Below are 14,632 nucleotides of genomic sequence, written 5' to 3' on the forward strand. Positions count from 1 at the left end.
AGGCCAGAGTCAGCATGCTCGATCACTACGCCGCCTACGTATCGGACCCGGACGGGCACGACATCGAAGCGGTCCGCCGCCTGCCGGCATGACGACCCGGCCGATCGCGCGCGCCGCGCGCCATCCAAGCACCGACCGCACCGAGGAGTCGTCGACGTGATACTGGCTTACCCGCACGGCCGAAACACTCGGCCCTCGCCCCGCCCAACCCCAGACGGGAAGGTTTGATCCGCATGTTCAGCAAGATCCTGATCGCCAACCGCGGCGAAATCGCCTGCCGCGTGATCCGCACCTGCCGCCGCCTCGGCATCCGCACCGTCGCGGTCTATTCCGACGCCGACGCCGATGCCCAGCACGTGCGCCAGGCCGACGAGGCCTATCCGATCGGCGGCCCGCGCCCGGCCGACAGCTACCTGCGCGGCGACGCCCTCATCGAGGTCGCGCTGCGCAGCGGCGCCCAGGCGGTGCATCCGGGTTACGGCTTCCTCAGTGAGAACGCCGACTTCGCCGACGCGGTCGCGGCCGCGGGCCTAGCCTTCATCGGCCCGGCCGGTACCTCGATGCGCAAGATGGGCAGCAAGGCCGGCGCCAAGGAACTGATGCAGGCCGCCGGCGTGCCGGTGGTGCCGGGCTACACCGGCGCCGAGCAGGCGCCCGAGGTGCTGCACCGCGAGGCCGACGCGATCGGTTACCCGCTGATGATCAAGGCCGCGCACGGCGGCGGCGGCAAGGGCATGCGCATCGTGCGCGCCAGTGAGGAATTCCTGGCGAACCTGGAAAGCTGCCAGCGCGAGGCGCACAACGCATTCGGCCGCGACCGCGTGCTGCTGGAACGCTATGTCGAACAGCCGCGCCACATCGAGATCCAGATCTTCGGCGACAGTCACGGCCAGGTGATCCACCTCAACGAGCGCGAGTGCTCGGCGCAGCGCCGCTACCAGAAGGTGCTGGAGGAATCGCCGTCCTCGTTCCTGAGCGCGGAGCTGCGCCAGGCCATGGGCGCGGCCGCGGTCCAGGCCGGACATGCGATCGATTACGTCAATGCCGGCACGGTCGAGTTCATCGTCGGCCAGGACGGGGGTTTCTATTTCATGGAGATCAACACCCGCCTGCAGGTCGAGCACCCGGTCACCGAGTACGTGACCGGCCTGGACCTGGTCGAGTGGCAACTGCGGGTGGCCTCCGGCGAACCGCTGCCGCTGGCCCAGGACGCGATCGTCCAGCGCGGCCATGCGATCGAAGTGCGCCTGTACGCCGAAGACCCGGAGGCCGGCTTCCTGCCCGGCTCGGGCCGGCTGGAACGGCTGCGCCTGCCCACGCCCGACGACCACGTGCGCATCGACTCGGGCGTGATCGAGGGCGACACGGTCACGATCTTCTACGACCCGATGATCGCCAAGCTGATCGTCGCCGACGTCGACCGCCCCAGCGCCCTCGCCCGCCTGCGCGCGGCGCTGGCCGAGTGCGAGATCGCCGGGCCCAAATCCAACATCGAGTTCCTGGAACGCCTGGCGCGTCACCCGGCGGTGATCGAAGGCCGTATCGACACCGGCTACCTGGACCGCCATCTCGACGAGTTCATGCCGGCCGCCGACGGCGCCAGCGACGAGAACGCCGACGACCTGCTGATCGCCGCAACCGTGGCCGAGCTGCTGGCCCAGGAACGCGACACCCGCCGCCGCGCGGCCGCCTCCAACGACCCGGAATCGCCCTGGGCGATCGCCGACGGCTGGCGCCTGGGCCACGGCGGCCGCCGCAGCCTGGCCTTCCTGCGCCGCGACGAGCGCCTGGAGCTGCACGCCCAGGGCAGCGCCGGCGACTACCGCATCGAACAGGCCGGGCGGACCCGCCACGTTCAGGGCGCGCGCCAAGGCGGCGACGGCCTGAGCCTGCGCATCGACGGCCGCGCGCGCCGTTTTGCGTTGTTAGGAGATGAGCGCCGGGTGGTGGTCCACGACGGCGAGCGCCGGCTGCGCTTGCTGCCGGTCCCGATGTATCGTCACGAATCGGCCGCGGCGGCCGGCACCGGCAACCAAGTGGTCGCCCCGATGCCCGGCCGGGTGGTGGTGGTCAAGGCCGGCGCAGGCGACCAGGTCGAAACCGGGCAGGAGCTCATGGTGATCGAAGCGATGAAGATGGAACTCAGCCTCAAGGCCCCGCGCGCAGGCACGGTCGCCGAAGTGCGCGCCGGCGCCGGCGAATTCGTCGAGGCCGACGCGGTGCTGGTGGTGCTGGTGGTGCTGGACGCATGAATCCGCGCCCAGCCCTCGCCGCTGCACTCCTGCTCGCGCTGTCGGGCTGCGTCGCGTTCGAGCACGCGCCCGCGGCCGCGCTGTCCTGCGACCCGGCCCTGGCCGGACGCTGGCGCTCCAGCGACGACGGTCCGGGCCGCGATATCGTGATCGACGCACGCTGCCGCGCGCAGTGGCCGGTGCACGGTCGCACGGTCGAAGTGAACCTGCGCAGCTACGCCGAAGGCCCGTTGCGCTACCTGGTGCTGACGCCGCAGGACGCCGAGCGCATGCTCGGCGACGAAGGCGCGGGCCTGAGCGCGCAGGTGCCGGCCAACAGCGTGTTCATCGCCGCCTACCGGATCCGCGGCCGGCAACTGCGCGGCTGGCTGCCCAATGCCGACCTGGTGCGCGCCAGCGTCCAGGCGGGCCGCTTCAAGGGGCGCCTGCTCGCGAGCGACGAGGACGGCAGCGACGACAACGCGACGGTGCTGATGCAAAGCGATGCTGAAGCGCTTGCGGCCTTGCTCAAGCGCGGCCCCGAGCCGCTGTTCGGCCGGCTGGACGAGCCCGGATCGGAAGCGGTGGAACTCAAGCGCATCGGAGCCGCGCCATGACCCCCTCGGTCCGCATCGTCGAAGTCGGCCCGCGCGACGGGCTGCAGAACGAAAAGGCGCAGATCGCCACCGCCGACAAGATCGCCCTGATCGATCGACTGTCCGCGACCGGCCTGCGCAGCATCGAGGCGACCAGCTTCGTCAGCCCCAAATGGGTGCCGCAGCTGGCCGACGCCGCCGAAGTGTTCTCCGGCATCCAACGCAAGCCCGGCGTGCATTACCCGGTGCTGGTGCCGAACGAACAGGGTTACGAACGCGCACGCGCGGTCGGCGTGGAAGAGATCGCGGTGTTCACCGCGGCCTCGGAAGCCTTCAACCAGAAGAACATCAACGCCGGCATCGACGAATCGCTGGCGCGCTTCGCGCCGGTGCTGGCGCGCGCCAAGGCCGACGGCGTGGCGGTGCGCGGCTACGTATCGACCGTGCTCGGCTGCCCCTACCAGGGCGCGGTGCCGGTCGCCGACGTGGTGCGCGTGGCCAAGGCCCTGCACGCGATGGGGTGCTACGAAATCTCGCTGGGCGACACCATCGGCGTCGGCACGCCCGGCAAGGCGCGCGCGATGCTGAAGGCGGTCGCGGCGGAAGTGCCGATGCCGGCGCTGGCGGTGCATTTCCACGACACCTACGGCCAGGCCCTGTCCAACATCCTGGCCTGCCTGGAAGAAGGCGTGGCGGTGGTCGACTCGGCCGTGTCCGGCACCGGCGGCTGCCCCTACGCCAAGGGCGCCAGCGGCAACGTCGCCAGCGAAGACGTGGTCTACATGCTGCACGGCCTGGGCATCGAGACCGGCATCGACTTGAACGCACTGGCCGACACCGGCCGCTGGTTGGCCGGCCTGCTCGGCCGCGAGACCGGCAGCAAGGTCGGCAAGGCACTGGGCGCGTCATGAGCCAGCGCCGGCCCGGCAGCGAACCGACCGCGCCGCCCACTGCGGTGGACGCGGCCGCGACCCTGGCGGCGCTGGAACTGGCCGGCAACGACCCCGCGCTGTCGGAGGCCACGCGCGCCCTGCTGCAACAGGCCGCCGAGGCGATCCGCACCAGCAGCGAAGACGCCGACGTCGCCCACTCGCGCTACCGCGCGGTGTTCGACGCGGTGCCCGATCCGGTCAGCATCCTCGACGAGGAAGGCACGGTCCTGGATCTCAACAAGGCCGGCATGGCCGCCTACCGCCGGCCGCGCGACCAGATCGTCGGCCAGCCGATCCACGTGCTCAACCCGGAACTGCCGCGCGACCACCTCAACCCGGTATGGGAATCCCTCAACCGCGGCGAAACCTACGTCATCGAAGTCACCAACATGCGCGGCGACGGCACCCGCTTCCCGGTCGAAGTGCATTCGGCCGGGTTCGAGCACGAGGGCCGGCGCTGCATCGTCGCGGTCGCGCGCGACCTCAGCGGCCGCCGCGACGCCGAACTGCGCTACCGCGAGCTGATGGAGACCATCGACCACGGCATCGTCGTCCACGATCCCGACTTCAAGGTGATCTACGTCAACGGCGCGGCGATGCGCATCCTGGGCATAGTCGACGGCCACAGCGCCGATCACGACATGGCCGCCGAACACTGGATGGTGATCGACGAACACGGCCGCGAACTGAGCCAGAAGGAGTTCCCGGCGCAACGCGCGCTCGACAGCGGCCGCCGGGTCGAGAGCATGGTGGTCGGCCTGTACCACCGCGTGCGCCGCAACCTGATCTGGCTGTCGGTGACCTCGCTGCCGCAGTTCCCGGCCGGCGGCGACCGCCCGCACCAGGTGCTGTCGCTGTTCACCGACGTCACCGCGCTCAAGCGCGACAGCGCCCTGTTCGACCGCGCCCAGAGCCTGGCCCACATCGGCGGCTGGGAATGGGAAGCCGGCCCGGACCTGCTCTACCTCACCGAAGAAGCGCAGCGCATCCTCGGCCACGACCCGGTGCCGGCGAGCATGGGCGCCATGCTCGACTGCCTGCGCCCCGGCGACCGCCTGCGCCTGCGCGACGCGCTCGATCACGCGATCGCGTTCGGCCGCAATCTCGATCTGGAACTGCAGGGCATGCGCGCCGACGGGCGCGGCTTCTGGGTCCGCGCCATCGCCCAGGCCGAGGCCGCCGACGCGCTCAACGCGCGCCTGATCGGCACGCTGCAGGACATCACCGAACGCAAGCACGACGAAGAGAACCTGCGCATCCAGGCGCGCAGCGACCCGCTCACCGGCCTGCTCAACCGCGACGCGGTGCTGTCGGAGCTGGAAAGCCGGCTCGACGACCCCGAGCGCGCCGCGCTGGCGGTGCTGTACATCGACCTGGACCGCTTCAAGGTCGTCAACGACGTGCTCGGACACGCCGCCGGCGATCGCCTGCTGGCCTCGGCCGCGCGCCGCATCCAGCGCGCGGTCGGCAGCGAAGGCATGATCGCGCGCTTCGGCGGCGACGAATTCCTGGTGGTGTGCGAAACCGGCAACGACCCGGCCCGCCCGGAACGCCTGGCCGACTCGATCCTGGAAATCTTCGGCGACAGCTTCCGCCTCGACGGCGAGGAATTCAGCATCACCGCCAGCATCGGCATCGCCCAGGCGCCGATCGACGGCGTGCGCTCGCAGCAGCTGATCCAGAGCGCCGACGTCGCCATGTACGACAGCAAGCGCCGCGGCCGCAACGGTTGGCAGAGCTTCACCCCGGAGCTGGCCGAACAGCAGCTGCACCGCCTGCAGCTGGAAACCCACCTGCGCCGCGCGGTCCACAACGACGAGTTCCACCTGGTCTACCAACCCCAGGTCGATCTCAGCAACGGTTCGGTGGTCGCGGTCGAAGCGCTGATCCGCTGGCGCAACCAGTCCTTGGGCGAGATGCGCCCGGACCGCTTCATCGACCATGCCGAAACCACCGGCGACATCGTCGGCATCGGCAGTTGGGTGCTGAAGGAAGCCTGCCGCCAGCTGCGGCGCTGGCACGAACGCGGCCTGGACGTGCAACGGGTCGCGGTCAACGTGTCCTACCGCCAGTTCCTCGGCGAAGACCTGGCCAGCAGCGTGGCCGCGGCCTTGGCCGAATCCGGCCTGCCCGGCAGCGCGCTGGAGCTGGAATTCACCGAGCGCGTGCTGATCGAGGACGTGCCCGACACCATGCGCACCTTCCACGCCCTGCGCGAGATGGGCGTGATGCTGACCATCGACGATTTCGGCGAAGGCTACAGCGCGCTCAACTACCTGCGCCGCCTGCCGATCCACGGCCTCAAGCTCAGCCAGCTGTTCGTGCAGGGCGTGCCGGACAACCAGTCCGACGTCGCGGTCTGCCAGGCGGTGACCGGGATCGCGCGCAGCCTGGGCCTGGGCCTGGTCGCCGAGGGCGTGGAATCCGAACGCCAGCGCGCGTTCCTGCTCAAGCTCGGGGTCGAGGTCGGCCAGGGCTTCCTGTTCGCGCCCGGCTTGATGCCGGACGAACTGCAGCAGTACTACCGCTCGCCGCTCGCGCTGCCGGGTTGAGGATGCGCGGCGCCGCGCCGTCTTGCCGTCATGCTCGCGAATGCGGCGATCCTGTCGCTTCCGCGCGCGGCCCGCAAACGCGAAGGTCGCCCTCTTTCACCCAAGGTCTGCCGATGAAACACCGCTTGCGCCCGGCGCTGTCGGGCCTGCTGCTCGCTCTTGCGGTCTTCGCCGCCCGCGCGGCCGATCCCAAGCCCGCGCCGCGCGAAACCCTGCTGCTGCGCCCCGAACGGGTCTGGACCGGCGACGACGACGCCTCCCGCACCGGCTGGGCGGTGCTGGTGAGCGACGGCGCGATCGTCGCGGTCGGTCCCGCCGATACGATCGAGGCGCCCGCCGACGCACGCCGCATCGATCTGCCTGGCGCCACCCTGACCCCGGGCCTGATCGACCTGCATTCGCACCTGTTCCTGCACCCCTACAACGAGGCGCCCTGGAACGATCAGGTGCTGAAGGAAGCCGAGGCCTATCGCACCCTGCTCGCCGCCCGCCATGCCCGCGACACCCTGCGCGCCGGCTTCACCAGCTTGCGCGACCTCGGTACCGAAGGCGCCGGTTACGCCGACCTCTCGCTCAAGCGCGCCATCGACGAAGGGCTGATCCCGGGCCCGCGCCTGTTCGTCGCGACCCTCGCCATCGTCGCCACCGCCAGCTACGGCCCCGGCCCGCGCGGCTTCCGTCCCAACCTGGAACTGCCCGGCGGCGCCCAGGAAGTCAGCGGCGTCGACGAGACCGTGCGGGCGGTGCGCGAACAGGCCGGCCACGGCGCCGACTGGATCAAGGTCTACGCCGACTACCGCATCGGTGCCGACGGCAGCGCCCAGCCCACCTTCAGCGCCGCCGAACTGCGCGCCCTGGTCGAAACCGCGCACCTCAGCGGCCGCCCGGTCGCCGCCCACGCCGCCACCGACGCCGGCATGCGCATGGCGATCGAGGCCGGGGTGGACAGCATCGAGCACGGCTATGGCGGCAGCGCCGCGACCTTCCGCCTGATGCGCGAGAAAAACGTCGCCTACCTGCCGACCCTGACCGCGGTCGAGTCCACCGAGCAGTACTACAACGGCTACCTGCCCGGGCAATCGCCGCCGACGCCGAAACTGCGCGAAGCCGAGCAGGCGTTCCGCACCGCGCGGGCGCAGAAGACCACGATCGGCTGCGGCAGCGACGTCGGCGTGTTCCGCCACGGCGACAACTACCGCGAGCCGGCGTGGATGGTCAGGCTGGGCATGAATCCGGCCCAGGCGCTGCGTGCCTGCACCTCGGTCGCCGCGCGGATCCTGCGCCAGTCCGAGCGCATCGGCCGCATCGCCCCGGGCCTGCGCGCCGACCTGGCCGCGTTCGCCGGCGACCCCAGCCAACGCATCGACGCCCTGCGGCAGCCGCTGCTGGTGCTCAAGGACGGCGTGGTCTACCGCAGCCCCGAAGAACCGCAGGATCCGGGCCGGGACGGCCCCGAGCCGGCCGCAGCGACCGCGCAGCCAGTCCGGTAAAATCGCCGGTTTCCCCGACCCGGACCTTCCTATGCAACTCGACTCCGTGCGCGCCATCGTCACCGGCGGCGTCTCCGGCCTCGGCCTGGCCGTCGCCCAGCACCTGGTCGCCAACGGCGGCAAGGTCGCCCTGTTCGACCTCAACGACGACAAGGGCGCGGCCGCGGTCGCCCAGTTCGGCGACGCCAAGGCGCGCTACTTCCGCACCGACGTCAGCGACGAAGCCGGCGTGGTCGCCAACGTCGCCGCCGCCCGGGACTTCCTCGGCGGGCTCAACGTCGCGATCAACTGCGCCGGCATCCTCGGCGCCGGCCGCGTGCTGGGCAAGGACGCGCCGATGCCGCTGGCCCAGTTCCAGAGCACGGTCATGGTCAACCTGGTCGGCAGCTTCAACGTCGCCAAGGCCGCCGCCAACCTGATGCAGCACAACGAAGCCGGCGACGACGGCGAGCGCGGCGTGATCGTCAACACCGCCTCGGTCGCCGCCTACGAGGGCCAGATCGGCCAGGCCGCGTACTCGGCGTCCAAGGGCGGCGTGGTCGGCATGACCCTGCCGATGGCGCGCGAACTGTCGCGCTTCGGCATCCGCGTGATGACCATCGCGCCGGGCATCTTCTGGACCCCGATGGTCGACGGCATGCCCGAGTCGGTGCAGCAGTCGCTGAGCGCTTCGATCCCGTTCCCCTCGCGCCTGGGCCGTCCGGAAGAATTCGCCGACCTGGTCGCCTACATCCTCGGCAACCGCTATCTCAACGGCGAGACCATCCGTCTCGACGGCGCCACCCGTCTGGCGCCGAAGTAAGCCTCTCTTCCTGCTCCCCGTGGGAGCGACGCAAGTCGCGATGCTTGCAGCCGCGAATGGCGCCGCTCCCGCCGCAGCAAACCCTCTACCGGAATGCACGCAATGAAAGCCTACGACGTCAAGAAAGGTAACGTGATCGAACACAACAACACCGTCTACCAGATCCGCGATATCGAGCGCAGCTCGCCGCAGGGTCGTGGCGGTAACGTGAAGTTCCGATTCACCATGTACTCGGTCCCCGGCGGCACCAAGCTCGACCTCAGCGTCGGCGGCGACGACGAGCTCAAGGAAGTCGAACTCAGCCGCCGCCAGGTGACCTACTCGTACAAGGACGGCGACGCCTTCGTCTTCCTCGACGACGAGGACTACACCCCGTACACGCTCGACGCCGACGTGATCGGCGACGCCGCCGGCTATATCGTCGACGACCTGTCGGGCTGCTATGTGCAGATCATCGACGACCAGCCGGTCGCCATCCAGCTGCCAGCCAGCGTGACCCTGGAAGTCATCGAAACCCCGCCGGAACTCAAGGGCGGCACCGCCACCAAGCGCCCGAAGCCGGCCAAGCTCTCGACCGGCATCGAGATCATGGTGCCGGAGTACATCGTCAACGGCGAACGCGTGCTGGTGAACACCGTGACCGGCGAGTTCGCCGGCCGCGCGGACTGATCTAAGCGCAGCGATCAATGGTCGAGCGGCCCCTATTATCGGCGACAGATGCCTCCGGCGTCTGTCGTCTGTGCGGCACCCGCATAAGCCAGTCTGAGGTCGCTTCGAAGCTCGCCTTAGCTGAAGCCACAGCCAATCTATGAAAGACCTTCGCCACTTGCTCATCGCCCTTGCGCTGACGTCTTGTGCATCCAGCACGGAATCGATTCCTCGTTCGGAGCTCATCGGAGTCTTATGTAGCTCAGAGGACGGCGGCAAGACTTGTTACGGATACAGCGAAACGTATGAGGACGGAACATCAGACGCGTGCGGGCGCGTTCCGAACGGAGGGCCCGAGTTCGCAATGAAGCTCAGCTATGAAATTGCTGGAAACGCGAAATGCGAGACCGTGGCGAAGACCTCTGATCCGCGCGTCATGCCAGTCGGCACGAGAATCTGCGCCCTCTATCTGGACCGAAAACCGGAAGGATTCACCTATCGCTTTGACGACGACAAGCCGACAAAGGTCAGATGGGTTTACAACGCGACCAGAGCCGACAAATGGTGCCAGCACCTCATTGAAAGACTGTAGCGCAGCAATCTTCAATTGTTCACCGAACGCCGTTTCGCGGGCCGCGACGGTTAGGATGTCAGTCGAATGAAAACTGGGCCGTTGCTTCCGGCCATCACGATTTTGTCGCCTGGTTGCTATCCACTGGACACCGTCACAAGCACCTATGGCACCCTGCCTGAAGCCCACGCCGACCGCCTGTTCGTTCGTGGTTGGTTGCTGGACATCCTGCCGCCGTCCTCGCACCGTACGTCCAACAACTTGGCCCGCAACACCTCTACCGGTGAGTTTTCGTTTGCGCAAGCCGAGGCGCTGTGCCGCGCCGAAGGTCTGCTGGCGCTGCGGCTTGAGGTCAACGACGACAACGAGCGCGCGCGGCATCTACGAACGCGCGGGCTACCGCGCGCATCCGCGGCGTTTGATGACGCTCTGGCTGGATGCGGCGGCCTGAAACCCTCGCCCCGCATTCGCCGACAGTACGAAAGATCGGTCTGACGATGCTTTCGATTCACGCTTAGGCATGCAGGACATGCCCAACACTCAGGCGGCGACATCGCCCATATGCCTGTCGCAGGGGCGCGCCGCGGGTTTACCCTGAGCCACGCCCATAGGCCCGACCAGAGGAACGACCCATGCATCAACGATCCATGCATCGCCGCAGCGCGTTGATCCTGAGCCTGACCTTTGTCGCCCTGGCCGCGCACGCACGCGAACCCAAACTCGACGACCCGCGCCCGAACGGTTACCTCAGCCTGCGCGAGCGCTCGTCGTGCGAGCCGCCGGAACAGCACCCCGACTGGTGCCAGCAGCCGCACGAAGTGCGCGCCTTTCTGGAACGCTACGACCTTTGCGAGCATTGGGCCGGCGAACCCTCGCCGGAAGGCAACGATGCCGACGACCGCGAGCGCCGCAAGGAGATCGGAGACGGCGTGCGCAGCGCCTGCACCGGCAACGACCGCCGCCTGGCCGAACTGCGACGCCGTTACCGGAACGTGCCTGCGGTCGCGGCGCTACTGTCGGAACTGGAACCCAATTACGGGCCCTGAGCGCGCGCTGCCACACCGCTGCAACCATCCTCGCCCAGCATCGCGCGTTCCCCCGCATCACCGCTCGCAAGGAACGTCCATGGTCTCCGACACCCGTCGCGATTTCCTCAAGTTCGCCGGCGCCGCCGCCACGCTGGCGATGCTGCCGCCGGGCATTCGCGCCGCGCTGGCCACGCCCGCCGCGCGCGTCACCGGCACGATCCAGGACGTGCAGCACGTGGTGATCCTGATGCAGGAGAACCGCTCCTTCGACCATTACCTCGGCGGCCTGCGCGGCGTGCGCGGCTTCGACGACCCGCGCCCTATCTCGCTGCCCAACGGCGATCCGGTCTGGCGCCAGCCCAAGAGCGGCGGCCAGGCGGTGCTGCCGTTCCGGCTCAGCACCGACAGCACCGCCTCGCAATGCCTGGCCGACATCGACCACAGCTGGAAGGGTTCGCACGCGCGCTGGAAGGACTACAACGCCTGGATCGCGACCAAGGGCCCGATGTGCATGGGTCACTTCACCCGCGCCGACCTGCCCTATTACTACGCGCTCGCCGACGCCTTCACCGTCTGCGACGCCTATTACTGCTCGCACCACGGCCCGACCAATCCCAACCGCATGCACCTGTTCACCGGCACCAGCGGCATGACCGTCGGCGACCTGGGCGCGCAGGCGGTGAACAACGCCGACGACGGCAACTGGACGTCGGACATGGCCAAGGACAAGGCCAGCTTCGTCGGCCACCGCTGGAGCACTTACGCCGAGCGCCTGCAGAACGCCGGCATCGGCTGGCGCGTGTACCAGGAGTACGACAACTACGGCGACAACTCGCTGCAGTCGTTCGCCAACTTCCGTAACCTGGACCGCGACTCGGAACTGTACAAGCGCGGACGCGCCTGGGTGAACGGCTCGACCGCCGCCAACGCCGCGAGCTCGCGCGGCGAGCACCTGGTCGCCGCCTTCGCCAAGGACGTGCGCGAAGGCACGCTGCCGGCGGTGTCGTGGATCGTGCCGCCCTACATCATGAGCGAACACCCGGCCGCGACCCCGGCCTACGGCGAATCGCTGAGCGCGCGCCTGCTGGAGGCGCTGGTCGCCAATCCCGAGGTCTGGTCCAAGACCGTGTTCATCATCAACTACGACGAGAACGGCGGCTTCTTCGACCACGTACCGCCGCCGCTGCCGCCGATCAAACCGGAACTGGGCAAGAGCACCGTCGACACCGCGACCGAAAACTACAACGGCACCCCGGTGGGTCTGGGCGTGCGCGTGCCGATGTTCGTGATCTCGCCGTGGAGCAAGGGCGGCTGGGTCAATTCGCAGGTGTTCGACCACACCTCCGTGCTGCGTTTCCTGGAGGCGCGCTTCGGCGTCGCCGAGCCCAACATCAGCGCCTGGCGCCGCGCGGTCGCCGGCGATCTCAGCACCACCCTGGATTTCGCCGGCGCCGATCCGGTATGGCCGGCGCTGCCGGACACCCGCGAGCATATGAGGCGCGCCGACCAGTCCTGCAAGCTGCCGGTGCCCAGCGCGCCCAAGCAACCGAAGATGCCGCGCCAGGAACCGGGCCAGCGCCCGGCCCGGGCCTTGCCGTATCAACTGCATGTACACGGCCGCGTCGAGGCATCGAGCGGACGCTACTGGCTGGATTTCGCCAACAGCGGCATCGCCGGCGCCGGTTTCAACGTCTACGCGCGCAATCGCAGCGATGGCCCGTGGTACTACACGCTTACCCCAGGCACTCAGTTGTCGGATTACTGGAGCGCCAAGGCCTACACCCAGGGCAAGTACGACCTCAGCGCGCACGGCCCGAACGGTTTCCTGCGCAGCTTCCAGGGCGACCTGCTCAAGGCCAGCGCCAACGGCGGCGCCAATCCCGAACTGCACGTCGAGTACGACCTGGCCAACGACCGTTTGCTGCTGCGCTTCACCAACTCGGGCACCGGCGCCTGCCGGCTCACACTGCGTCCCAACCACTACAGCAGCGCCGCCCCGCGCAGCTACCCGCTCGCCCCCGGCGCCAGCGTCGACGACAGCTGGCCGTTGGCTGCCAGCGCGCATTGGTACGACCTGAGCCTGAGTTCGGACCACGACAGCACCTACCTGCGTCGCTTCGCGGGTCATATGGAAACCGGACGGCCTAGCGTCAGCGATCCGGCGATCGGGGTTTAAGGGCAGCCCTCACCCTCTCTCAGACTTGCATATCCTTCGGGTGCTGCAAGCTGGAGAGGGGTTCAGGCCGGCGACGGCAACAACGCTCCAAGCGCCCTTAGCTCAAGCAATTGCCGTTGCTGTTGCTGTTGCATTGAAATCCAATACACCGCACTCGCTCAATCCCACTCAGACCCGAAGGGCGGCGCGCAGGACGCGCGCCGTTTTTCGAGGAACAGGATGTTCCTTCGAAAAATCCCGGCGCAACTACCGATCTCGCAAGGGAGGGTTGTCTAGGCAGGCCCTTCTCTTTGGTTACTTTCTCTTGGGCCAGCAAGAGAAAGTGACCCGCACGCGCAGCGGGCGGAAGCCGTTGACTTAAGTAGTGGAACCAACGCAGCAAATGGAATTCGCAATCGCGGCTCACGCCGCTCCCACAGAAAGCAGAAGGAAATCGGAAGCGAAACCATCGCCGGCAAGCGAAGTTCGCGGTCGCGGCTCACGCCGCCCCTACCCCAAGGCGAGTGGCAAGAGAAAGTGAACCGCACGCGCAGCGGGCGGAAGCTGTTGCTTAAGAACGAAACCAACGCAGCAAACTGAATTCGCGATCGCGGCTTACGCCGCTCCCACAGAAAGCAGAAGGAAATCGGAAGCGAAACCATCGCCGGCAAGCGAAGTTCGCGGTCGCGGCTCACGCCGCTCCTACCCCAAGGCGAGCGGCAAGAGAAAGTGACCTGCATGCGCAGCGGGCGGAAGCTGTTGCTTAAGAACGAAACCAACGCAGCAAACGGAATTCGAAATCGCGGCTTACGCCGCTCCCACAGAAGGCAAAAAGCAGAAAGCAGAGCCGATCTGCATCGAGACCGGCACGCGAACCGCAGTTCGCGCATGCCGCGTCTTACCCCTTCCGAGCCAACCACTTCCTCGCCATGCGCCGCATCGACTCGTCGCTGTGCGGGTCGTTCAGGAGCTCGTCGATACGCCGCCAAGCCAGGTCCAGCGACTCCTCGCTGACCACATAGTCCTCGCTGCCGTTGGCGCGGACCACGTAGCGCACGTCGTAGTGCCAATGCCCCGGCACGTCGCGGCGCTCGGGGATCCAGTGCCGGTCCAGGTCGAACGGCTGCGGCTCCACGCTCAAGTCGGTCAGGCCGGATTCCTCTTCGGCCTCGCGCAGGGTCACCCGCGCCAGGTCGCGGTCGCCGTCTGCGTGGCCGCCCAACTGCAGCCAGCGTTCGAGCTTGCGGTGATGGGTCAACAGCACGCGCTCGCCGGCGCGGTCGACCAGCCAGCAACCGCCGGTGAAGTGGCCGTCCAGGCGTTCGCGCCGGAACGGGTCCTGGGCGTCGTCGAGCAGGTCGAGGAAGGGCTGGACGCGTTCGGCCTCGTCGGGCCAGAGCCGCGCATAGTCGACGAGATTGGAACGCAGCTCGGCGTCGGGGTCTGAATGTCTCACAAGCATCCCAAATGCTGCACTGCGGCTTGATTCGGAGGCGGATTATGCCGGGAAAGACCATGACTTTGTCCCGCTTGCCGCTCCTTTCCCCGCTGGGTTATGGTGGCCCGCCGTTGCGCCATACGCCGGTCGTGCCGTTTGTACGGGCGGCCGACCTCTCACCATCTGGGG

The 14,632-nt window shown here is 68.3% G+C and carries 12 protein-coding genes; 11 read left to right on the forward strand and 1 reads right to left on the reverse strand.

Annotated features, from left to right (window positions below; all coding sequences use genetic code 11):
- Positions 1–233 precede the first annotated feature (233 nt).
- The 11 genes from ASE10_RS17505 (at position 234) to ASE10_RS17545 (ending at position 13,026) form a co-directional block, all read left to right on the forward strand.
- Positions 234–2,252: a biotin carboxylase N-terminal domain-containing protein gene (locus ASE10_RS17505; RefSeq protein ID WP_056306282.1), complete on the forward strand. Its 2,019-nt coding sequence runs from the start codon at positions 234–236 to the stop codon at positions 2,250–2,252.
- Complete coding sequence (locus tag ASE10_RS17510) at positions 2,249–2,848, forward strand: hypothetical protein (protein ID WP_056306284.1); 600 nt, start codon at positions 2,249–2,251, stop codon at positions 2,846–2,848. Before ASE10_RS17505 ends, ASE10_RS17510 begins: the two co-directional genes overlap by 4 nt.
- A complete protein-coding gene (locus ASE10_RS17515; protein ID WP_056104597.1) occupies positions 2,845–3,738 on the forward strand; it encodes a hydroxymethylglutaryl-CoA lyase in 894 nt (297 codons plus the stop codon). Before ASE10_RS17510 ends, ASE10_RS17515 begins: the two co-directional genes overlap by 4 nt.
- Positions 3,735–6,311: an EAL domain-containing protein gene (locus ASE10_RS17520; RefSeq protein ID WP_056306286.1), complete on the forward strand. Its 2,577-nt coding sequence runs from the start codon at positions 3,735–3,737 to the stop codon at positions 6,309–6,311. Before ASE10_RS17515 ends, ASE10_RS17520 begins: the two co-directional genes overlap by 4 nt.
- A 113-nt stretch (positions 6,312–6,424) precedes the next feature.
- Positions 6,425–7,801 (forward strand): amidohydrolase family protein, encoded by a 1,377-nt coding sequence (locus ASE10_RS17525; RefSeq protein ID WP_055910255.1) that lies wholly within the window; start codon positions 6,425–6,427, stop codon positions 7,799–7,801.
- A gap of 31 nt (positions 7,802–7,832) precedes the next feature.
- On the forward strand, positions 7,833–8,603 hold the full coding sequence (locus ASE10_RS17530; RefSeq protein WP_055910259.1) for an SDR family NAD(P)-dependent oxidoreductase: 771 nt from the start codon (positions 7,833–7,835) through the stop codon (positions 8,601–8,603).
- 102 nt (positions 8,604–8,705) lie between these two features.
- Positions 8,706–9,272: an elongation factor P-like protein YeiP gene (gene yeiP, locus ASE10_RS17535; RefSeq protein ID WP_055910262.1), complete on the forward strand. Its 567-nt coding sequence runs from the start codon at positions 8,706–8,708 to the stop codon at positions 9,270–9,272.
- A gap of 343 nt (positions 9,273–9,615) precedes the next feature.
- On the forward strand, positions 9,616–9,843 hold the full coding sequence (locus ASE10_RS20405) for a hypothetical protein (RefSeq protein ID WP_156087903.1): 228 nt from the start codon (positions 9,616–9,618) through the stop codon (positions 9,841–9,843).
- A 66-nt stretch (positions 9,844–9,909) separates the two neighbouring features.
- Positions 9,910–10,317: a hypothetical protein gene (locus ASE10_RS20410; RefSeq protein WP_157481151.1), complete on the forward strand. Its 408-nt coding sequence runs from the start codon at positions 9,910–9,912 to the stop codon at positions 10,315–10,317.
- 137 nt (positions 10,318–10,454) lie between these two features.
- Positions 10,455–10,868, forward strand: a complete 414-nt coding sequence (locus ASE10_RS17540; RefSeq protein ID WP_157481153.1) for a hypothetical protein — start codon at positions 10,455–10,457, stop codon at positions 10,866–10,868.
- A gap of 79 nt (positions 10,869–10,947) precedes the next feature.
- Positions 10,948–13,026: a phospholipase C, phosphocholine-specific gene (locus ASE10_RS17545; RefSeq protein ID WP_056306288.1), complete on the forward strand. Its 2,079-nt coding sequence runs from the start codon at positions 10,948–10,950 to the stop codon at positions 13,024–13,026.
- Between the two features lie 877 nt (positions 13,027–13,903).
- Here the strand turns inward: ASE10_RS17545 and ASE10_RS17550 are convergent.
- Positions 13,904–14,461 (reverse strand): NUDIX hydrolase, encoded by a 558-nt coding sequence (locus ASE10_RS17550; RefSeq protein ID WP_235565926.1) that lies wholly within the window; start codon positions 14,459–14,461, stop codon positions 13,904–13,906.
- Positions 14,462–14,632: the final 171 nt, after the last annotated feature.

Origin of the sequence: Lysobacter sp. Root76 (assembly GCF_001428685.1) — a bacterium.
Taxonomy (GTDB): domain Bacteria; phylum Pseudomonadota; class Gammaproteobacteria; order Xanthomonadales; family Xanthomonadaceae; genus Lysobacter.